26 protein-coding genes are annotated in these 20,085 nt (G+C 40.1%); 24 read left to right on the top strand and 2 right to left on the bottom strand.

Annotated features, from left to right (window positions below; all coding sequences use genetic code 11):
* Position 1: 1 nt before the first annotated feature.
* From BMZ99_RS18415 to BMZ99_RS25985, 9 genes are all read left to right on the top strand, one after another.
* Positions 2–1,255, top strand: a complete 1,254-nt coding sequence (locus BMZ99_RS18415; RefSeq protein WP_090940803.1) for a phage major capsid protein — start codon at positions 2–4, stop codon at positions 1,253–1,255.
* Positions 1,256–1,320: 65 nt separating this feature from the next.
* On the top strand, positions 1,321–1,722 hold the full coding sequence (locus BMZ99_RS18410) for a hypothetical protein (RefSeq protein ID WP_090940801.1): 402 nt from the start codon (positions 1,321–1,323) through the stop codon (positions 1,720–1,722).
* Positions 1,723–1,731: 9 nt separating this feature from the next.
* Complete coding sequence (locus BMZ99_RS18405) at positions 1,732–2,052, top strand: head-tail connector protein (protein ID WP_090940798.1); 321 nt, start codon at positions 1,732–1,734, stop codon at positions 2,050–2,052.
* Between the two features lie 43 nt (positions 2,053–2,095).
* Positions 2,096–2,410, top strand: coding sequence for a phage head closure protein (locus BMZ99_RS18400; protein ID WP_090940795.1), 315 nt, complete (start codon positions 2,096–2,098; stop codon positions 2,408–2,410).
* Positions 2,407–2,799, top strand: a complete 393-nt coding sequence (locus BMZ99_RS18395; RefSeq protein WP_175490610.1) for an HK97 gp10 family phage protein — start codon at positions 2,407–2,409, stop codon at positions 2,797–2,799. The genes BMZ99_RS18400 and BMZ99_RS18395 overlap by 4 nt, the downstream gene beginning before the upstream one ends.
* On the top strand, positions 2,796–3,254 hold the full coding sequence (locus BMZ99_RS18390) for a DUF3168 domain-containing protein (RefSeq protein ID WP_090940788.1): 459 nt from the start codon (positions 2,796–2,798) through the stop codon (positions 3,252–3,254). The genes BMZ99_RS18395 and BMZ99_RS18390 overlap by 4 nt, the downstream gene beginning before the upstream one ends.
* 4 nt (positions 3,255–3,258) lie before the next feature.
* Positions 3,259–3,969, top strand: coding sequence for a phage tail tube protein (locus BMZ99_RS18385; RefSeq protein ID WP_090940784.1), 711 nt, complete (start codon positions 3,259–3,261; stop codon positions 3,967–3,969).
* 51 nt (positions 3,970–4,020) lie between these two features.
* Positions 4,021–4,395: a hypothetical protein gene (locus tag BMZ99_RS18380; RefSeq protein WP_090940781.1), complete on the top strand. Its 375-nt coding sequence runs from the start codon at positions 4,021–4,023 to the stop codon at positions 4,393–4,395.
* Positions 4,396–4,517: 122 nt separating this feature from the next.
* Complete coding sequence (locus tag BMZ99_RS25985; RefSeq protein WP_139214796.1) at positions 4,518–4,721, top strand: hypothetical protein; 204 nt, start codon at positions 4,518–4,520, stop codon at positions 4,719–4,721.
* A gap of 20 nt (positions 4,722–4,741) precedes the next feature.
* Here the strand turns inward: BMZ99_RS25985 and BMZ99_RS18375 are convergent, their stop codons facing one another.
* Both BMZ99_RS18375 and BMZ99_RS18370 read right to left on the bottom strand, forming a co-directional pair.
* Positions 4,742–5,455: a hypothetical protein gene (locus BMZ99_RS18375; RefSeq protein WP_090940778.1), complete on the bottom strand. Its 714-nt coding sequence runs from the start codon at positions 5,453–5,455 to the stop codon at positions 4,742–4,744.
* A 137-nt stretch (positions 5,456–5,592) separates the two neighbouring features.
* Positions 5,593–5,952: a hypothetical protein gene (locus tag BMZ99_RS18370; RefSeq protein ID WP_090940775.1), complete on the bottom strand. Its 360-nt coding sequence runs from the start codon at positions 5,950–5,952 to the stop codon at positions 5,593–5,595.
* A gap of 85 nt (positions 5,953–6,037) precedes the next feature.
* Between BMZ99_RS18370 and BMZ99_RS18365 the strand changes: the two genes are divergently transcribed.
* From BMZ99_RS18365 to BMZ99_RS18300, 15 genes are all read left to right on the top strand, one after another.
* On the top strand, positions 6,038–9,400 hold the full coding sequence (locus BMZ99_RS18365; RefSeq protein WP_090940772.1) for a hypothetical protein: 3,363 nt from the start codon (positions 6,038–6,040) through the stop codon (positions 9,398–9,400).
* Positions 9,397–9,975 (top strand): DUF2460 domain-containing protein, encoded by a 579-nt coding sequence (locus BMZ99_RS18360; protein WP_090940769.1) that lies wholly within the window; start codon positions 9,397–9,399, stop codon positions 9,973–9,975. Before BMZ99_RS18365 ends, BMZ99_RS18360 begins: the two co-directional genes overlap by 4 nt.
* Complete coding sequence (locus BMZ99_RS18355; RefSeq protein ID WP_090940766.1) at positions 9,972–10,832, top strand: DUF2163 domain-containing protein; 861 nt, start codon at positions 9,972–9,974, stop codon at positions 10,830–10,832. The genes BMZ99_RS18360 and BMZ99_RS18355 overlap by 4 nt, the downstream gene beginning before the upstream one ends.
* Entirely contained in the window at positions 10,832–11,269 is a 438-nt protein-coding gene (locus BMZ99_RS18350) for a C40 family peptidase (RefSeq protein ID WP_090940764.1), read from the top strand. Before BMZ99_RS18355 ends, BMZ99_RS18350 begins: the two co-directional genes overlap by 1 nt.
* Positions 11,270–14,710 (top strand): phage tail protein, encoded by a 3,441-nt coding sequence (locus BMZ99_RS18345; protein ID WP_090940761.1) that lies wholly within the window; start codon positions 11,270–11,272, stop codon positions 14,708–14,710.
* 1 nt (position 14,711) lies between these two features.
* The gene (locus BMZ99_RS18340; protein WP_090940759.1) at positions 14,712–14,993 is read left to right on the top strand and encodes a hypothetical protein; all 282 of its coding nucleotides are present in this window, start codon (positions 14,712–14,714) and stop codon (positions 14,991–14,993) included.
* A 1-nt stretch (position 14,994) separates the two neighbouring features.
* Complete coding sequence (locus BMZ99_RS18335) at positions 14,995–15,633, top strand: hypothetical protein (RefSeq protein WP_090940756.1); 639 nt, start codon at positions 14,995–14,997, stop codon at positions 15,631–15,633.
* Positions 15,634–15,650: 17 nt separating this feature from the next.
* The gene (locus BMZ99_RS18330) at positions 15,651–17,567 is read left to right on the top strand and encodes a tail fiber domain-containing protein (protein ID WP_175490609.1); all 1,917 of its coding nucleotides are present in this window, start codon (positions 15,651–15,653) and stop codon (positions 17,565–17,567) included.
* An 18-nt stretch (positions 17,568–17,585) separates the two neighbouring features.
* On the top strand, positions 17,586–17,756 hold the full coding sequence (locus tag BMZ99_RS26430) for a hypothetical protein (protein WP_175490608.1): 171 nt from the start codon (positions 17,586–17,588) through the stop codon (positions 17,754–17,756).
* The gene (locus BMZ99_RS18325; RefSeq protein ID WP_090940749.1) at positions 17,737–18,000 is read left to right on the top strand and encodes a hypothetical protein; all 264 of its coding nucleotides are present in this window, start codon (positions 17,737–17,739) and stop codon (positions 17,998–18,000) included. The genes BMZ99_RS26430 and BMZ99_RS18325 overlap by 20 nt, the downstream gene beginning before the upstream one ends.
* Positions 18,001–18,045: 45 nt before the next feature.
* A complete protein-coding gene (locus BMZ99_RS18320) occupies positions 18,046–18,306 on the top strand; it encodes a hypothetical protein (protein WP_407670198.1) in 261 nt (86 codons plus the stop codon).
* Positions 18,307–18,651, top strand: a complete 345-nt coding sequence (locus BMZ99_RS18315) for a hypothetical protein (protein ID WP_090940747.1) — start codon at positions 18,307–18,309, stop codon at positions 18,649–18,651. It begins immediately after the preceding gene.
* Positions 18,652–19,179, top strand: a complete 528-nt coding sequence (locus BMZ99_RS18310) for an N-acetylmuramoyl-L-alanine amidase family protein (RefSeq protein WP_090940744.1) — start codon at positions 18,652–18,654, stop codon at positions 19,177–19,179. It abuts the gene before it with no gap.
* A gap of 1 nt (position 19,180) precedes the next feature.
* Positions 19,181–19,744 carry a hypothetical protein gene (locus tag BMZ99_RS18305; RefSeq protein ID WP_090940740.1) on the top strand — a complete coding sequence of 188 codons (564 nt, stop codon included), beginning with the start codon at positions 19,181–19,183 and terminating at the stop codon, positions 19,742–19,744.
* A gap of 95 nt (positions 19,745–19,839) precedes the next feature.
* Positions 19,840–20,085, top strand: a 246-nt coding sequence (locus tag BMZ99_RS18300; RefSeq protein WP_139214795.1) for a helix-turn-helix domain-containing protein, incomplete at its 3' end; no start/stop codon positions are given.

Here is a 20,085-nt window from a genome sequence, read left to right as displayed (position 1 = left end):
AATGAAAAAGAAACTATTGAAAATGCTTCAAGCGAAAGAGGCTCGTAAGGCAGAACTCGGAACCAAGGCTAATACAACGGAAGATGTAAAAGAGTTACGCTCGATCAATACTGAGCTAGATGGACTGAATACAGAAATTGCGGAGCTGCGCGGGATGATCGACGGAATGCAAGATGATGATCCGCCTCCACAAACGGAACAACGTGGACAACAGTCGCCTGTGGGAACTGCGCAAATTTTAGGGTCATATGGAATAGGAGCACCGCCAAAACAGCCGGAGCAGCGTTCCGAGGAAGATCCATTTGCAACCATGGAATATAGAAAGGCTTTCATGGAATATTGCAAGTCAGGTACTATTACTCCTGAACTTCGCGCAAACGCTATGACAACAACTTCTGATGCGGCGGCGGTTATTCCTACGACAATTCTGAATGAGGTTATTAAAAAAATAACTAGCTACGGTCAGGTATATAGCCGTGTGCGCAAATTAGCGATTAAAGGCGGCGTAACGGTTCCAATTCTGTCTCTTAAGCCGGTCGCTACATGGATTGGTGAAACTGCTCCATCTGACAAACAAAAAGTATCGGCAAACACTAAGGTTACATTTAGCTATTACGGCTTAGAATGCAAAGTGTCCACATCTTTATTAGCAGATACTGTCTCACTGCCTATGTTTGAAAATACGATTATTGATGTAATTACGGAAGCTATGATTAAAGCTTTAGATCTAGCAATTGTAAAGGGAACCGGGGTTGGGCAGGCTCTTGGCATTACAATTGATACTCGTGTGCCAGTATCACAGGTTGTTACTTTGGCAGCGGCTGATTTTACTGACTGGTCTGGATGGAAAAAGAAAGTTTTCGCTAAAATGCCTTTAGGATATAAGGCTGGTGCTACCTTCCTTATGGCTAGTGGAACCTTTGAAGGGTATATTGATGGCATGGTCGATGCCCAGGGGCAACCTGTAGGGCGTGTGAATTATGGAATTGCTGATGGTCCAGTCTCGCGTTTTGGAGGTAAAGAGGTAATTGAGGTAGAGGATGACATTATCTCTCCTTATGATGATGCTGCTACTGGTGATGTTGTAGCTATTTATTGCAATTTAAGTAACTATGTAATCAATGGTAACATGCAAATGACAATGTTCCGCTATCTTGACCACGATACCAATGAGTATATTGATAAGGCAATCCTTATTATTGATGGTAAATTACTAGATCCAAACGGCGTTGTAATTGTAAAAAAAGGTGCATAAGTAAATTGATTCTGAGTAGGAGTAATGTCATGTTACTCCTACTTTTATTTCAATAGGAGGAAATCATGGCAAATATACACACGATATTAGGGACTAAATTTGGGACGTTTACAGTCATTCGCAGAACGAAAAACGAGCGTGGGAATAGAGCAAGATTTATTTGTTTGTGTGATTGCGGTAAAGAATATATAAAATTTGCGGATGAATTATTTACTGAACGTTACTCCAAATGCGAATGTGAAAGTAAGCAGAGTCAGGAAGCGAAAGCAACTGACATAATCGAAAATGCCGTAACAGAAGTATCCGTTCAGCCAGTTAATCCAATTGCAGATATTATAGCGGCTGTTGATGTAGACACAGCCACAGCTTCTGAGGCTGTAGAAAATGCGGCAGCAGAAGTATCTGTTGAGCCAGTTAATCCAATTGCAGATGCTGTAGCGGCTGCTGATGTAGACACAAAGAAATGAGGGTTTTGAATGCCTATATTAAGCGAAAAAGAGGCTTGTGAAGCACTAAATTACACGGAAATCGCAGAAATGCCGCCTAAAGTGCTGTCGATCTTATTACCAGGTGTTGATGAATTTCTAAAGTCGGCTACGGGTAAAGATTGGGGAACGCCAACAGATTCATATACAGTGATTGATCCCGTCGCTAAAATGGCTGCAGGAATCTTATTAGTAAGATGGTTTGAAGATAGTAGCGAAGTGGGTACTGCAAGCGGTATCGGGGTAATTGGTTTGATTGCTCAACTAAATGCAAAGCATTTACAAGAGTTGCAAAAATCTGCAGAGGAATAAGGAGATGATCTCCATGTCTACGCATGGTCAATGAGGTGATAATATGGGTGTAAACCGAAAAACAAAATTAATTGTATTAAAAAAGCCTGTTAAGCCGCCGGATGGTAGGGGTGGATCTAAACCAACGTATGAGACGGCTGCTACTGTGTGGGCAGAGTTTTGGAAGCCTACCATTACTGCAGTTGAAAGTACTGGCACGATAATAAGTGAGTTAATCCGAAAAATAGCGATATGGCGTAGGAGTGATATTCGTAAAGGATGGCAGGTTGTTTATAATAAGCGCACTTATAACGTGGAACATGCTTACGATCATGAAAAGAATGAAACCATGTTGGTATGCAAGGAAGTAGTACGATGAGTCGTGGTTTTAAAGTCAATTTTAGTTGTCCTGAATTAAAAAACGATTTACGCAATATCGAAAAGTATGATAATCAAACCACCGTAAAAATTGAGAATGCAATACAATCTTCTACGAGCGCGATTGCTAAAGGTGCAAAACAGCGTGTACCAGTGCGTACAGGGAACTTAAAGAAATCTATAACATCAAGCTTTAATGTAAAAGCAATGCAGGGTACTGTCAAAGCGAAACAATATTATGCACATCTGATTGAATTTGGGGCGAAGGTACATGATGTTGGTCCACCATTTATGAAAGCATGGACAACGGAAAGACCTTTTCTTCGACCAAGCTTTGAGCAGGAAAAGCCTAACCTTATTAAAAATATCAAGGATGCGATTAAACCATGATCATAAGAAAAATACCCATGGACGCCATACAAAAAGGCGTTTTTTCTATTTTATCTACCAAACAGTCAACACCTGTTTATGATGATGTACCAAGTGTGATGTATGATGAAGATGGGAATCCGATATTAGATGAAGATGAAAACCCTATTCCAGTAAGACTCCCATATATCACGTTAGGTGCATTCACTTGCAAGCCAAGTGGCAATAAAACTGTTGATATGTCTGAGATATCACAACAAATACATATCTGGTCTGATTACTCAGGAAAAACAGAGGTTAATGGAATTGCAAATGATATTACTGCGGTTCTAACCTCGTGGCCAATAGATTTATCTGCAGACGGGTTTGAAGTTATGAGCCAGGATGTTGATTTTTTTGAGGCATTTGCATCTAAGAATGATGGGTATCACGGAGTATTAACCTTTGTGTCAAAAATTCAAAATATAGGAGCGTGAAACAATGGTAGAGTTTAAGTTTAATTTACAAAATCATGCGGCTGAACTGCCGACTAACCCAAGCACATCAAAGGCAACAGTAGGTAAAGATTATTTGGCATATATTAATACGGGGACAGTTGATATTCCTGATTGGACGCTAATTGGTGGGCAACGAGGTGCATCCCTCGGTTTAACGGCAGATGAAATCGATGTCAGCAATAAAGGATCTGGTGGTTGGTCAGCTAAATTAGCGGGTAATAAGTCGTGGAGTATTGATCTGGACGGTTTGCTATTGCTCAATAATGATGGTATTGAAGCGTTACGGAGAGTATTTAATCAAAGCATACAAGCAAATATTAAATTCCGTTATCCTGACAATAACTATCAAATTGGTTGGGCATCAGTAACGGACTTTAGTGGTGAAGCACCGCATGATGGAGAAGCATCATTAAAAGCAACGTTGAATGGTGTTGGTCCAATTAGTAATATTTCTGTGCTTGTATCGAAGACTGCGCCAACGGATGAGACTTTCTACTTTGAAAAATTAGCTACTGCAACGGCTGTAAAATTAGGTACGACTTCCGTAACTGCTGAAAATTATATAGCTACGGAAGAAGGGGAAATCACGTTTGATAGTGATTATCTTGCGACACTTGCAGTAGGTGAACATCTATTTTATGTTGATCTATCGATTGGTGGGCAGTCTTTGGTTGCTATTAGAATTAAAGCATAATGAAAGGCGGCATTATGCCGCCTAATATTTATATAAGGGAGAAAGATGAAAATGAAAAGAAAAATACCATTTAACTTATTTGGTGAGGAACAAGAGTTATGTTTCACGATTAAAAAAATTGGTGAACTGGAAAAGGTAACGGGTAAAGGGATTCAGCAATTGATCAGATCTGAGGAAGCAGGAATCAACTTTTGTTTGGGTGCACTGCCAATTTGCCTAGAGAAAAAAAGTCCTGATTTTTATGTTGAAAGAATTGAAGAATATTTGGAGTCTGGCGGCGCAATTGATGATATCGCAACACCTATTGCCCATGCAATTCTAGCTACTGGAATTATAGGTAAAGTGGTATCCGATTCCGTTATGGCTATTTATTATCCTGACTTATATCCGAAGGTTATTGAGGACACAGAACAAAAAAACGAGTAGAGGACGGTGAAACAAAAACCGTCCTCTACTTTTGGGAATGGCTAGAATGGGCAGAGTCAATTGCCTATGGTCCGCTGAATTTAAAACCAAAAAGCTTTAATCGGCTACAGCCATACGAGTTCTTGCAACTATGGGAAGGTTACCAATGGCGGAAGAAAGATAGTGAAGATACGATGGCATATTTCGCGGCTTGCCAAATGTCTGTACATACTAAAAAGCCTGTAGAACCTAGAGAGTTACTAAAGCCTTTACGACAGACATTGGAAGGAAAGTCTAAAAAAGAAGATGAAGAATATCTAAAGGGAGTATTTAAAGAAAGTGTATGAAAAATAGGCGTAGTATACGCCTATTTAAACGAGAGAAGTGCCTTTTGTAACTCGATGTTATCACCAGAATATGCGATCAACTCATCTTTGGTAAAAAATTTACATATTGTTTTTACTTTGATTGCCGCTGCGCTCATTTCATTTGTAATATTCTTAGGATCAGGTGCAGCGTTATAAGTCTGAACATATTTTGTAATTGCATCAGTTAACGATGCGATTAATTGTTCTTTTGTCTGATATTCATAAGGAATAGATATACCTTCATCAGCAATTGTTTCAGTGGTATAGTTTCTTTTTGCATCTTCTATCCTTTGACGATCTATTTCTTCTAGTTTTTTCCTTGCAGCTGCCTCACTTCTTCGGTTAGCCTCTGGATAAGATACATGAATTGTTTGATATGCGAAATCAAAATTAACTGTATTAATGGGTGTGCCGGTATTCTTTTTATTTTTATTTAATATCCATGCGGAATAAGACGTTTGCGTTTTTATATTAAAAAGAACTTTATACCATAGTCCATCTGCATTGATATTTGCTGAATAAGAGTCGCTATATTCAGGGTAAATACCGTGATTTGTGATTTCCCACATTCCAGTCCGGCTCGAACTTTTTTCAATACTATTAATATCTACATATGCTGGTTTCCCATTGTATTCTCCGCAATAAACGTCTTCGGCATATACCGGCATAACGGGGAATAGTAATAAGAAGAAAATTAAGAATTTTTTTTTCAAATAAATCACTCCTTTGGTTACTATTTTACGTAGTTTGTCTTAGCTTAACAATAAATGCCTAAACTCTTGATTTTACGGGAAAAGAGGTGATTGTGATTTGTTAAATATCGGTACACGCTAAAACAAGAGAAGTAACGCTATTTCATGTTGCTCAAAGTGGAACTAAAAACAAAGCCAGTGTCGTTAACGTGCTCACCTTCCAATACTGTTATAAAGTACAAACCTTTAAAAGTTTTATCGGTTGATGCTAATACTTTTACCGGATTTTGAGTTATAAATATCTTTTTATCTTTTGCCAACTTAAGCAGTGCGGGAACGTCTTGAGTTTTAGCTACGGATGAAACCGTCTCAACATCTACTATATCAACAGTTACAATCGTTGGATTTAAGATCATTTCTTTTGATGCTGGTTCTTCTTTTTTACTATTAGAGCATCCTAAAATTAATAAAAAAATAAAAATAAATATCATTGCATGAATCGCTTTTCTTTTAAACATAACGTCATCTCCTGTTTTTTTCTTATATAATACCATGAAGCAATGGAAAGGAGGAATTTAAATTAGCACAATTGCAGAACTCTTAGTGAAAATTGGTGGGAACAATGCGGGACTGAAGAAAACTCTCAATGATAGCCAAGCTGATATAAAAAAAGCATTTGCAGTTAATCCCGTAGCCGAGTTGACAGGCGCTTTAACCAGTGCAACGGGTGGTTTAAGTAGCTTCGTAGGTAAAGTTGGCTCCTTATCTGCATTAGCGGCAGGCGGTTTTGGATTAAAGGCACTTATCGAAGGTGCGGTATCTGGCGGAGAAAATATCTATCAGTTATCTACCAAGATGGGCATAACTGCCTCAGAAGCATCAAATTTAAATAAAATATTGAAGCTGACGGGATCAGATACAGATAGTTTTGCAGCAGCAATGACAAAACTAGATAAATCATACAGTGCATCGGGTGAGGCTGGGGATAAGGTACGAGGTGTATTGTCTACATTTGGAGTTTCTCTCTCTGATAGCACAGGAAAGTTATTGCCCCTTAATCAGCAATTAGCTGAACTTTCTAAAGGTTATAAACTTGCTGCGGAAAACGGACTTGAACAAGAGTTTATCATGTCAACGTTAGGCGTGAAAGGTTTGTCTTTAGTACAAACACTAAAGGATTATACTGAGGCATCCGAAATGGCATCTAAATCTAAAGGCGTTGGTATTGATCCCAAACAAATGCATGAACTTGATAAGCAAATGAAGATAGTATCTATGCAAGCTGGTGCGTTGGGATCAGCGTTTACAGGGGCATTGGCACCAATAGCACAAGAAGTATTTCCGCCAATCATGGAAGGGCTATCTAGTACAGCTAAATTTTTAGCAGAACATAAAAGTGCAATAGGATCAACAGTAACAACATTAGTAGGATTAACGGCTGCGTATAAAACGGTTGGTGCGGCATCAGCAATTATTGCAAGCATAGGTAATGCGTGGAGTGTGGCATCTGCCCAGGCATTAGCGGCATCGACTGCTAGTACGACAGCAACAAGCACTCTGACGATTGCTCAAGAACGATCAATATCTAGAATGGTTGCTCAGAGTGCAAGGGAATATGCCAAATTGGAAGCAGCTGCTATAAAAACGGCACAAGCCTCTGCTGGAAGCACTGTGGCAGCATCTACCGTTATAGCAGGGGAAATAAATCGAATAGCGATAGAAGCAAAAGTTGCAGCCGATACAATACGTGTAAATATGACTGCCGCATTTGTTGCCCAGGCGGAAGCTGCTAAAGCATCTTCTGTGATAACGAGTGAAGCTCTTGCGGCACAAGGGGCAGCAGCTACTGCGACAGGAACTAAGACGGTTTTAGCGGCAGAGGCATCTACTGCAGCAACAGCAGAATCAATCCTCGCACAAGAAAGATTGGCTGCATCTCATGTAGTTACAGGGAATACCGCTGTAGTTGCTGGTGAAAAAACAGTGAGTGCTATGGCTGCGGTTAGAGCAATGGCAGGAAGTACTGCCTCTGCTATTTGGACTTTAGCTGGTGGATGGGTTGGAGTAGCAGTTGCTACAAGCTATGCTCTTTATAAACTCCAAGAGTATCAAGCCGCAAACAGAGAGGATCGGGGACAACGAGAAGCAATAGACAATCCGTTTACGCCTGCCGATGTAAAAGAACGAATTATAAACGAAAGGAATTCTCCAGCCGATTCAAAGCGTGCGGATAATGAGTCTATACAAGAAAAAACGCCTGACATTCAGAAATTTACCGATCCTGATATTTTAGCTAAAATGCAGGCTACTCTTGCTGGATCGGAAGAAAAAACTGGCAAGTCAGATGCTGAAAAAGCTACTGAGAAAGAAGCAAAGGCATATGAAAATTTGCAGAAGGCGGCAAAAGCTACTTCTGATTCCATTAAAGATGAATGGATTAGTCTAACGGGGACGCAATTAGACGCATTAAATAATTGGCGAGATAAAGAACAAGCAGACTTAGATGCTTCCGCCTCTGCCAATGCTGACTATGCGATAGACAAGGGAAGACTTGATGAAATTTACGCTGAGAAGAAGAAGAAAATTTTATCAGAACAACAAAAAAGTACGAATTCAATCTGGGATAAAGCTCTAGAAAGCGCAAAGGAATATCAAGATCGTACCGCTCAAATTGGTATGGGGGATGGCACAAAACAAGTATTTGAAATAAAATCAAATGCTGAAGCTGAATTCACTAAAATTAGAAATGAGGCTAGGGATACCGAACAGTCATTTGCTGATTTATCAAACGAATCAAAACTACAAACCATCCAAGCTATGACTGCTGCTGGAACAGTGTTCACTGTTAGTAAAAATGGAATGGTAATGGATGCCAAAGACCTTGTATCACAAGTTAACGCAGGTGCTGCTGACATGTCCAATACACAGATTGATTTGGCACAGGATACAGCAAATAAGATTGTACTTATAAAACAAGAGTCTATTGAAAAATTAAATGCCCTTAATGAAGCACAGTTAAATTATGAATCAGCCTTAAAAAAGGCGAGAGATCAAGGTAATCTAACAGCATATATGGCCGCTTTAAATTCAGAGAATGCCGCACTGACGAAAAATTTAACAGACCGCCAACTTATCATAGACTCATATGGTGAAGCGTGGAAAGAATCCCACAAATCAACGACGGAATATATCATGGAAGGAATTAATGGGATGTCATCGGGACTTACGACTTTCTTTGCCGATGCCATAAGCGGTACAAATTCAATTGGCGATGCGTGGAATGCTTTAGGTAGTACAGTTAATAATATGATTTCTAACATGGTTGCAGAATGGATCACTGGCAGAATGAAAATGTGGGCCATTGAAAAGATATTTGGAAAACCTGCTGATGACGCAACTAATAAAGGAATTGCGCAGGGGGCAGCGACAGCCGCAGCATGGTGGCCAGCGGCTGTCGCTGTTAGTTTGGCATCATTCGGAGCAAATGCAGGACCTGCCATTGGTGGAATGACAGCAGCATCCTTAGTTGGTATGGGATTAGGATCATATGCTACAGGCGGTAAAATTGTTGGTCCAGGCACAGGCACTTCTGATAGTGTTTTAATGTGGGGATCAGCTGGAGAGTATATGATGAAAGAATCATCTACGCGGTCAATAGGCATTGATAATCTAAATTACATGAATAAAACTGGTAAACTACCAGGCTTCGCCACAGGTGGACTTGTAACAGGACGTTCTTTATCATCTATAAGCGGTAGATATAATTCAGCAATGCCAAATCAAAAAACGTATGAAAAAAGTAGCGGACAAGAGGAAAAGGGATCAGTTAATAGTCTATCTTTAAAAATATCTGCATTAGATGGAAAATCAGTAGAAAAATGGCTAAAGACAAGCGGCGGGGCTAAGATTGAGAAATATTTTGCAAAACAAGCAAGTGCCTTTGCAGCGTCGGGGGTGAGGTTGTGAGCCTAGCTATTTTCCCTGCCCTGCCTACAATGGCATGGAACTCTGAAAAAAGACAGATATGGGATGTAACAGTACAAAAGTCAGGTAGCGGACGGCGCAAGACCTTATGCCAACAAGCTTATCCAGCGTGGGAACTGCAATGTTCATACACGGCACTAAGTGATAGCGACATTAAAAAAGCTGCTGGATTTTTTGGCATGGTAAAAGGCATGCACACTCCTTTTTTATGGCGAGACCCAGAGGATTATAAAGAAACAAATGTACGGATTGGTACAGGTAATGGGGTTACAAAAGAATTTCAGCTTCTGCGGAACTTCGGCGGGTATATGGTCGAACCCATAACCGATCCCATTGTCGAGACTATAACCGTATTTAATAATGGGAACAAGGCTGTCATTACACCTTTAACAGATGGATGGGTACAATTCGCGAGTCCTCCAAGTACAGGGGCTGTATTAACAGCCTCTTTTGAGTATTATTGGCGTGTTGCCTTTGATGATGATGGTTTGAGCTGGGCAAATTTTTGGTATGGTTACTATTCTTTAAAAACAATAAAGTTGGTGAGTGCGCGATGAAAGAATGCAGTGATGTATTAAAAAACTATCTACACTCTACAACGAGTTATCTAAAATGTGATTTATACGAAATTACATTGCAGGGCGGAATTGTGCTGCGCTATGCAGACTATGATATGGATATTAAATTAACTGATGGCAGACTCTTTAAAAGTACGGGTCCTATATTTGTGCGAGGGCAAACAAAGCAGACAGCAAAAATCGAAGTCGATAGCATGGACGTTTCAGTACTTGCTGATGCAAATGATATCATAGGATCTGCAACCTGGATGGAGGCGGCACAAACAGGAGCCTTTGATAATGCCGATTTGGTTTTATATAAGTGTTATATGTATAGTCCTGGGGTAGTCGTTGATATTTTGGAATGGTTTGGCGGTTACGTGGACGTGGAAGGTGGTGGCGGTATTGAAATGGAATGGAAAATCAAATCCGACATGCAAAAGCTTAACATTGATTATCCCACACGTAAATATTATCCCACATGTCCCTACAGTCTATATGGTCCTGGTTGCGAGCTGAATATTGCCGATTACACCACATCGGGCACCATAACGCAGGTGGTCAATAAGCAAGAAATACACACAAGCCTAGCCTTTGGTGACGGATATTTCGACCTTGGCGGGGTTGTCTTTACGAGTGGAAACTTAATCGGCAGCGATATGTCAGTAAAAAAATCCTACAGCGCAGGCGGTAGGATCATTTTTATTGTGTCCCTTGACTCCCTGCCCTCTGTGGGAGATACATTCACCATTTACCCTGGGTGCGCAAAAACACCTGCCGTCTGCGCCACTAAATTCGGCAATTTCTCTCGCAATCGATCAACGCCGTATATCCCCTTAAAGGAGACGATTACATAATGAACAATATCGTTGAAATTGCTAAAACATACTTAAATACACCCTATCATTCGGGCGCAAAAATAAAAGGAGTTGGCATTGATTGCGGTCAGCTCCTAATTGCTGTTTACGAAGAGGCGGGATTACTAAAAGATGGAGAATGTGACCCGGGACAGTACTCCAATGAGTGGCACCTGCACCGCTCAGAGGAAAAGTATCTTGGATGGGTAGAAAAATTTTGTGATGTAGTTACAGGAGATCCCCAACCTGGAGATATTGCCACATTTAAGTTTGGCAGATGCGTTAGCCATGGCGGTATTGTAGTAGAATGGTCTACAATCATACACTCGTATGTTGGCATGGGCGTAATTCTGTCTGACATACGCGAAGCCTTACTGCAAGATAACAAGGGGAAATCCAGGCTGTATGCAGTATATCGACATAGGCGGGTGGTGTAAATGGGCGGTCTATTTGGCGGTGGCAAAAATACCACCATTGACAATGGGAGTGTCGCAAATTTTCAAATCAATCAAGCAACCTATGGCATTACAGTGCCGATTATATTAGGCACATCAAGGCAAGCGGCAAATGTACTTGATTTTTATGATTTTACAAAAATTGATCATAAATCGACCCAACGCACAGGTAAAGGCGGGGGATCTAAAACAACTACGATAACCCATACCTACAAAGCGGCGGTGCTGCTTGCCCTCTGCGAAGGGCAAATTGATGGCATTGGTCAGGTTTGGATAGACACGGATACCATTACCACGTTAGTAGATACAGGATTAACCTTGTTTGATGGTTCCATCGGTCAGCCAGTTTGGTCTTACACAACATCAAAAAATCCTGACCATGCAATACCCTATAGTGGTTTAGCATATGTAGCAGGTTATATTGACCTTAATGATAGTGGCGGATTAAAACAATATAACTTTGAAATGCAGGGACAATTGAGAAGTACAGGCGATGGGGAAGACGTAAATCCAGCAAGTGCGATTACATACATTTTGACCGACAGTGTAAACGGGCTTGGATTTACCCTTGATAATATGCATACATCCTCGTTAAATGATTATAAACTATATTGCCAAGCATCGAATCTCTATATCACAGTGCCGCTAACCGATCAATCCAAAGCCTATGAGATCATTAATACCATATGCGAAATCACCAATACCATTGTATTTTGGAGCCAACGCAAAATTAAATTTGTGCCGCGCTGCGAGGAGGTCGTCACGGGAAACGGTGTTACCTATACGCCAAATCTGGTAACAGCATATGATCTTGATACAGATGATTTTATTACCAATGAAGATGGCAAACTGGTTACCTGGGAGCGTACTGATAATGCCGAAACCTATAACCAGGTAACGGTAGAATTTACGAACCGTGAAAATGGATATGAAACGGAAACCGTAGACTATCAGATTTTAGCGGATATTAATAAACGTGGCTTGCATCCCATGCCTACCGTTAGTTATCCCTATATCCATACAAAAGAAAGAGCCGAACAAGTAGCCCAGCAGATTGCCATGGATAGTTGCTATGGACGTAATACATATAAGTTTAAGTTAGGTATGGCGCATTCCTTACTTGAACCAGGTGATATTGTAACCCTTACGGAAGAAAAAGCGGCAGGACTTACAAAATTGCCTGTCATGATCGAAACTGCAACAGAAGATGGCGACGAATATTATGATTTTGAGGCAAAATATAAACCCTACGGAACCTATACTCCTGCACAATATGGAACCTATCCATCGGAACGTGCAGCAATTGACCGATATGTTGACCCAGGGAATATCAATGATCCTGTTATTTTTCATGCTCCGTCTGAATTAACTACATCGGGACTAGAAACATGGATAGCAGTATCGGGGGGAGAAAATTGGGGCGGTTGTGATGTTTGGGTGAGCTACGAAGGGGATGCATATCAAAATATAGGCAGGATAGCGGGACCTGCAAGGCATGGAATTTTGAAAGCGCAAATTGAGGCAGGAGAAGCAATTGATACCGTCAATGATTTGTTCGTTGAACTCATTAGTCCAGGGGAATTGGGCAGTGGCAGTCAATACGACGTTGATAACCTGGCAACATTATGCTATGTAGATGGAGAACTAATGGCATATAAGGCAGCTACCTTACAAGGTGTAAAGCAATATAATCTACACTACTTAGTGCGGGGCGTATATGGCACGGAGATTGTGTCCCATGGAATAGGTTCTAAGTTTGTGCGGCTGGATGAATCCTTGTTTAAATTTCCTTTCACCAAAGACCAAATTGGCAAGACAATCCATATCAAATTTACATCATTTAATGTATTTGGTGTTATGGATCAATCTTTAGCCGATGTTGAAGCATTTACCCATGTTTTATCCGATGTATATGTACAGCAAGTGACTGATTTAAAGCTAGTGCAGCATTTGCGGGAAGTACGAGACGGAACGAACCTATACGAACTAGAAGCATCATGGCAACCGCCGTCAACATCATTGTATGATCATAGTGACGTATATTTAAAAACATCCCAGCCGAATTGGGATGAAATAGAAACGTCCTGGGAGGACTTAGAAGATACTACCCTGGAGGATATGACAAATGCTAATGTATGGAAATACATAGGCAAGGCGTATAATAGCATTCTCATTGCTGGCTGCGCAACGAGTCAGACCTTTACTGTAAAAATTGTTGCAGCTACAGAACAAAACTTTAAAGCGGATTTTGAAGCAGCTCCAACTGTAACCCATGAAATCAAAATCAAGAGCTATACTCCTGCTACCCCTCAAAATCTCAGTGTAAAATTTACGGATGTGTGTACCTGGTCGTGGGAGGACGTAGAAAACACTGATAATGATTTTTACGAATTGCGACTCGATAAATCCTATGGAGATACATACAACCGCCTGGCGAGAACGAATGCAAATACAATAGCAGTAATGCCTCCGTCCAGAAAAGGGACGGTTTATTTATATGCTCACAATAGTAGTAATCAATATTCTCCTGCAACGTTTTTGGAATACAATAAACCTGCGCCAATTGCTCCGCAAAATGTAGCTATAGCCGATATCTTCCAGGGGATTGTAATCACTTGTGATTCGCTGCCGAATTATTGCCTCGGCATCAATGTTTATATTAATGATGGCACAGGCAATACGGTGTATTTCAGTCCTAACAATTCATACAATTTTAAAGCGACAGAAGGAATATTTGATATTCAGGTAGCTTATGTTGATTTATTTGGAGAAGGTGAAAAATCAGCGGAAATAACAAAGGTCATTAAACCTACCATTGATCCTGCTCTAATAGCTGCAGAGTCCTTGTCTCTTGAAATGATGGACAGTGTAGTTAAGGGGGCGATTGAAAAAGCGGAAAGCGCAGTAAATGAGGATTTGTTAAATGCTTCAATTTCCGACATAACCCAAACAACAAATGCTATCACACAGACGGTACAAACGAATAAAGCTACGCAAGACGGAATTAACAGTACTATGCTATCCCAAATAGATCAGCAGGCAGGACAAATTACACAGGTGGTCACAAACTTAAACAATGCTAACACCGTTATTGCGCAAAATACCGCTGCGATACAATTAAGAGCTACCAAAGATAACCTTATTGGACTCATTAATGTATCACCAGAAACAATTACAATAGCATCAAAGTTTAATCATATCGCTGGAGATACGCTGATTGATGACAATGTAATTGTAGGTAAAATGCTAAAAGCTAGCACTATAACAGCAGATAAAATGAATGTAGGATCTCTATCATCTATAAGTGCGACAATAGGCACTTTACGTACAGCAACTACAGGGGCACGTACGGAGATTAAAGATAATTTAATACTAGTATACGATGCTAACAATGTATTGCGCGTAAGAATGGGGGTTTGGTAGGATGCAAGGATTACAGTGTTGGGATGCAAATGGAAATCTTATTTTAGATGTGACTGATAGATTAACCCGTGTATTAGGTCAATTCGAAACTGGCACTACTAGTGGGTCAATAACTGATAATAGCTTAACTACAGGTACACCTTGGATGATATCTCACCGAAAGCCTACTGCTATAGCTGACCATAAGGCTCAATGTGTTGTTACTTTTTCTGGAAAGGTATTATCATGGTCTTTCGGTACTGGGGTAGCTATAAGTCACAAAATAACTTACGGGGTGTTTTAATATGACGGCTGGAATAGAAGTATATAATGATAATGGGTATCTGCAGATAACTGATACTTACAAGAACCTACAGTTCCTAAGAAAATATACTGTAACTATTCCCCAAGATAAATATTGGACTTTTGTAGAAATTGACCCCACAAAAGTATTAGCGGTTAGGGCTGAGTCTGGATATGTCTATACTGAGACACCATATGCCGAAGATGAGTCTGATATCTATGTTCTAAATATTCTTGCTCCCCATGGAACCGTTATTACTATCTACGAGTTTGGGTATCAAGATATACCCAGCGGAAATCATTTTGAGGTACGAAATGCGGATGGTGCGTTAGTTTTCTCGGATGGGGGAAAATGGATGAAAGTACTAGAAGGAAAGTCAGGTGCTCAACCAGCCTATACAGTGGAGGGACAATTAATAGCTAGTACTTTACATTCTTCATCTGTAAAAACAGCAGTAGTAGTAGGAATGTTAGCTTACACCTTGTCTTCGGCTACTAATAGTATCTATTATCAAGTAGCCCAATTTGAATCTTTACAAACAACAACAATATACCGTAAAGACCTTACTGCTTGGGGGCATGTCTCAGATTATGTTAATACATTCTACAGTTACCTAGTAATTGATGTAACAGGATTATAAAAATGGAGGTGAGAAAAATGGCATGGGATAATACAAGCTGGGGTGTGCAATCCTCTCCCAAGGATTCAATCCCTAAAATACAAAGCAACTTAGAATATCTGTATAATTCAATCGGCGGCAGCTCTGATATAACAGCTTTAATAGGAACAAAAGCACCTTTAGCTAGTCCTGCTTTTACGGGCACAGTAGCATTGCCACAAACAACTAGTATTGGCACTACAACCGATACAGAGTTAGGGTATGTACATGGAGTAACAAGCAATATACAAGCACAACTTAACGCAAAGTTATCTTCTTCTGGTGGGGATCTCACAGGGGCGATAAACGAGGCATTTGCAACACTAGCAAGTGCTGCGACAATAGATATAGGCGCAGCAACAGGAAACTTTATAAACATCACTGGGACAGTATCACCAGTTACAAGCTTTGGAACACCTCCTACAGATGGCACTCGTAGAATACTTAGATTTGCGTCTAGCGGTGTTGTTATAGTACATTCCGCAACTTTGATTTTACCAGGATCAACGGACATAAGAACAGTGGCTGGAGATATGCTCACAATGGTATACAGAGATGGAGTTTGGAGATGTGCTAGTTATCAGCCAATAGATAGAACCCTTAAATATAGTAATTTATCATCTGGATTCCATTATAGAGACGTTGCATCTTTTACTAATGCAAGTGCTCCAGCCACAGGAACCATAAAAATAACTCTCCCTCAAACATGGACCAATACGATGTTTACAATTAAATTGCAAGGTCATCTGCATACAGCTAGTGGATCTTGGGAAGCAACTTTAAATGGATTCGTTAGTATTACTAGTAGTTCTTGGGTAAATTCTGGCGCCGTTTTATCTCCAAATTGCCCATTTACTTCAGTAAGATTTGCACATGACGGAACCCATTGTTGTATATTATTAGGCACAACCTCAACAACATGGTTACAGCCTAAAATAAACATCACTGATGTATTTACTTATTTTACAAGTACAGGTTTATATTCTAGCGGATGGGATATATCTCTTATTACTGATGAGACTGGAATAACGGGGGTGGTTACGCCTACGCTAAAAACACTTGCTACATTGGAGAGCCCCTTATTCAGTGGGAATGTCGGAATAGGGAGAACAACTTCACCCACCAAGAAACTAGAAGTAAACACAGCACATGCAGTTAATATTGATGATGAAATAAGAATTGGCTCTTATGCTAGTAGCTCATCATTTTGGGGATTAGGGTTAAATTATCGTATAGATGATAGTGGTAATCCTTCTATGTTCCTCGTTAATTATCGCGGAAATACACGATATAATAACTTGCAGTTTAACGCAAATGAAATTTTAGCATACGGGAAACTATTTCCTTCCACTACCAATGCCTATACTTTAGGAGACTCAACTCATCTTTGGAGCCAACTTTATGCGGCAACAGCTACAATAAACACCTCTGACCGCAATGCCAAAACTGATATAGAGGATCTTGACTTAGGATTAGATTTTATAAATTCTCTTAGACCAGTAGAGTTTAAGTATAAAGTCCGACAAAACGTAGTTACACCGGAGCAAACAGGTACAGAAACCGTAGAGATTGCACCAGAGCGCAAAGAGATTGTCATTGTAACCCCAGCCGTATATGATGAGCAGGGAAAGCTAATCACTGATGCTGTAACAGAAGAAGTTATAATTCCTGCTGAAACAAGAGAAGAGCCAGTATTTGAAGAGGTTGTCACACCATTGCCAGGAATACGTCCTCACGCTGGACTTATTGCCCAAGAAGTCGAAGAAGCTTTAAATGGAAAAGATATAGGTATTTACATTATAGGGGAAGATGGTAGCTATGGATTGCGATACGAAGAATTCATTGCACCTCTTATTAAGTCAGTCCAGGAGTTAACAGTAAGAATTAAAGATTTAGAATCTAAAATAAGTGCATAAATTTAGGAGGAATAAAACATGACAAGTATAGAAATCAAGGCTGAAATTTTTGATATCATAGTATCCCAAGAAAATCTACAGAGTCAAATAAGCCAATTACAGGCAATTAAGCAACAAAAATTACAAGCATTGCAACAGGCACTTGAAGAAGAAAAAAAGGGGGCTGCTGATGTTAAGGAAAATGATTGATTTTTGGTATAGCAAAATGGAAGGGAAATATCTCTCTCGTATGGGACACTTTACTACAGGTTTTATGATTAGCACAATTGCGGGGCATCTAGTTAGCTTGTTAATTGGTCTAATCGCGGCAGTTATAGCAGGAATGGCAAAAGAGTGGATTGACAAAGAGTCTGGAAAAGGGGAAGTATCTTTTGTAGCGTTTTTACTTACTGCGTTGGGCGGGTTACTAGCATATACAATATTGGGGATTTAACGGGAGCCATGAGGCTCTATTTTTATTATCATTTTTGGGGGTGGGGTGTTGGATTTTCAGCGGGAAGTATTAGACCGTATGATTGTATTAGAAACTAAAATGGACGTAGTAATAAGTGGTTGTCCTACGTGTAAAGCCAAAGTGGATGCAAGCGAAATCGCACTAACAAAAACAATAGAAAGTACAAAGGCTGCGCATCACCGCATTGATGAAGTATATAAAACAGCGGGTTACATATCAGCAGGTATTGGGTTAATATTACAGGTTATCGCGTTCGCTGTACAAAATTTCAAGGGGGTACATTAAGTGACAATACCAAATGAATATCAAATTGCACTATTGGTCGCTGGGGCAATCCTAGCGGCTAATATTTTAGCTATGGGGTTGTTTGTGTTATTTGCAAAGCTTCGGGAGGGGCAGTTAAAAGAGTTTATTAGGGGAATTATTTACGAACTTGATCGATTTGCGGACAATATGGAAAACAGCGATAAACGGCGTAATGCTATCCAACAAATTAATGATGTACTAGGCTGGAGAAAATTTATCATTCCTGCTGCGCTCATTGGATGGATTATTGACACGGAAGTATCTGCTATCAGAAGAATGCAGGCAACAACTAATACACCAAATTTACATGAGGAGGATAAATGAATGAAAATAGTAATTAACGGAGGTCACTACCCAGGACTAGACAGCGGAGCAGTTGGAGCAAGCGGATTACAAGAGGCAATTGTAGCAAGAGACATCATGAAACGTACAGCGTGTTTCCTTCGTGCCGTAGGATATGAAGTATTGGAAGTACAGGAAAATGAACTATACCAGATCACAGATGCATCTAACAGTTTTGGTGCTGATTTGTTTGCATCCATTCATTGTAATGCTGCTACTAATACAGGGGCAAAAGGGACAGAAACATTTTATAGTGCGGGCAGTGTTAAGGGTGGGAAACTAGCACAATGTATTCAGAGTCAGATTATAAATAGCTTGGGCACTGTAGACCGTGGGTTAAAGACTAATAATCTATATGTAACAAAGTATACCAATTGTCCTGCGGTGTTGGTGGAAACAGCCTTTATTTCTAATGCAGAGGATGAATCTCTATTAATGAACGAAGGTAAGCGCGATCAATTTGCCGCTGCAATTGCTAGGGGTATTACTGATTATGTGGGAGGATTATAAGATGATCAATCTAGATACAAGTAAGTCTTTTATATCAAACAATTGGAAATATCTTTTAGGGGTAGCTGTGCTGCTATCTCTTTTTTATTTTGGAAATAAAGAGTATCAGCAGTGGAAACAGCACATTATTGATCAAGCGCAGAACGTCAATACGCAAACCGTTGTCACGTTACCACCACAAGTTATAAATACCAAGACGGAAACGATCAGAGAGGTAGCCATACAAGCACCAAGTCAAGAGGGAGCTATCCTTCAATTTGTAGAGCGTCAAGGCAAGGTTATTGCTATAGTAAACGGTCAAGAGGTTGAGGTGCCTAATACATCTGGTCAGCCAGACGTTAAGATAGGCGAGAATGGGGAACTTAGATTTTCTACTTCTTCTACTACTAAGATAGACGTTACCGACATGGCAAATGCGCAAGCAAGACTGATTGCAAATCAAGAATTAGAAAAACAAGCAAAAATAAATGCTGAAGAAATGAAAAAAGAAAAAGCCTCCAGGCAGAAGGAACGTATCGGATGGATAATTGGGACTGCTGCAGGGGGATATTTACTTACCCGCTAATAATTAAGAGCCGTCTACCTTTGATGATATGCTCCCCTTGTAATAGACAGTTGAAATAATAAAACTGTCTATTGCAAGGAAGGAGCATATTTTTTATGGGAAGCAAATTTACGGTTTCATATGAAGAACGCATTGATGCAGTTGAAAAGTACCTACGGAATGAATACTCCATGAACGATCTGTCAAAGCAATTAAAGGTAGCTAATACAAGCATTAGGCGATGGTTAGCAAGGTATCAGTCTTTAGGACCAGAAGGGCTACAGGAAACCTCGAAAAACCTATCCTATTCTTGGGAGTTGAAAGAAACAGTCGTGATGGATTATCTATCTGGTAGTGGTTCT

The sequence above is a fragment of the Pelosinus propionicus DSM 13327 genome (assembly GCF_900114615.1).
Lineage (GTDB): Bacteria > Bacillota > Negativicutes > DSM-13327 > DSM-13327 > Pelosinus > Pelosinus propionicus.
The sequence above is the reverse complement of the archived record's forward strand: the minus strand, read 5'-3'. Positions and strand labels throughout refer to the sequence as shown.

Coding starts and splice junctions, on each gene's coding strand:
- BMZ99_RS18385 (WP_090940784.1), top strand. CDS start 3,259: ATGGTAGAGTTTAAGTTTAATTTACAAAATCATGCGGCTGAACTGCCG.
- BMZ99_RS18325 (WP_090940749.1), top strand. CDS start 17,737: ATGTTAAGGAAAATGATTGATTTTTGGTATAGCAAAATGGAAGGGAAA.
- BMZ99_RS18305 (WP_090940740.1), top strand. CDS start 19,181: ATGATCAATCTAGATACAAGTAAGTCTTTTATATCAAACAATTGGAAA.
- BMZ99_RS18370 (WP_090940775.1), bottom strand. CDS start 5,952: ATGTTTAAAAGAAAAGCGATTCATGCAATGATATTTATTTTTATTTTT.
- BMZ99_RS26430 (WP_175490608.1), top strand. CDS start 17,586: ATGACAAGTATAGAAATCAAGGCTGAAATTTTTGATATCATAGTATCC.
- BMZ99_RS18410 (WP_090940801.1), top strand. CDS start 1,321: ATGGCAAATATACACACGATATTAGGGACTAAATTTGGGACGTTTACA.
- BMZ99_RS18400 (WP_090940795.1), top strand. CDS start 2,096: ATGGGTGTAAACCGAAAAACAAAATTAATTGTATTAAAAAAGCCTGTT.
- BMZ99_RS18350 (WP_090940764.1), top strand. CDS start 10,832: ATGAACAATATCGTTGAAATTGCTAAAACATACTTAAATACACCCTAT.
- BMZ99_RS18335 (WP_090940756.1), top strand. CDS start 14,995: ATGACGGCTGGAATAGAAGTATATAATGATAATGGGTATCTGCAGATA.
- BMZ99_RS18355 (WP_090940766.1), top strand. CDS start 9,972: ATGAAAGAATGCAGTGATGTATTAAAAAACTATCTACACTCTACAACG.
- BMZ99_RS18330 (WP_175490609.1), top strand. CDS start 15,651: ATGGCATGGGATAATACAAGCTGGGGTGTGCAATCCTCTCCCAAGGAT.
- BMZ99_RS18340 (WP_090940759.1), top strand. CDS start 14,712: ATGCAAGGATTACAGTGTTGGGATGCAAATGGAAATCTTATTTTAGAT.
- BMZ99_RS18395 (WP_175490610.1), top strand. CDS start 2,407: ATGAGTCGTGGTTTTAAAGTCAATTTTAGTTGTCCTGAATTAAAAAAC.
- BMZ99_RS18415 (WP_090940803.1), top strand. CDS start 2: ATGAAAAAGAAACTATTGAAAATGCTTCAAGCGAAAGAGGCTCGTAAG.
- BMZ99_RS18310 (WP_090940744.1), top strand. CDS start 18,652: ATGAAAATAGTAATTAACGGAGGTCACTACCCAGGACTAGACAGCGGA.
- BMZ99_RS18390 (WP_090940788.1), top strand. CDS start 2,796: ATGATCATAAGAAAAATACCCATGGACGCCATACAAAAAGGCGTTTTT.
- BMZ99_RS18380 (WP_090940781.1), top strand. CDS start 4,021: ATGAAAAGAAAAATACCATTTAACTTATTTGGTGAGGAACAAGAGTTA.
- BMZ99_RS18405 (WP_090940798.1), top strand. CDS start 1,732: ATGCCTATATTAAGCGAAAAAGAGGCTTGTGAAGCACTAAATTACACG.
- BMZ99_RS18345 (WP_090940761.1), top strand. CDS start 11,270: ATGGGCGGTCTATTTGGCGGTGGCAAAAATACCACCATTGACAATGGG.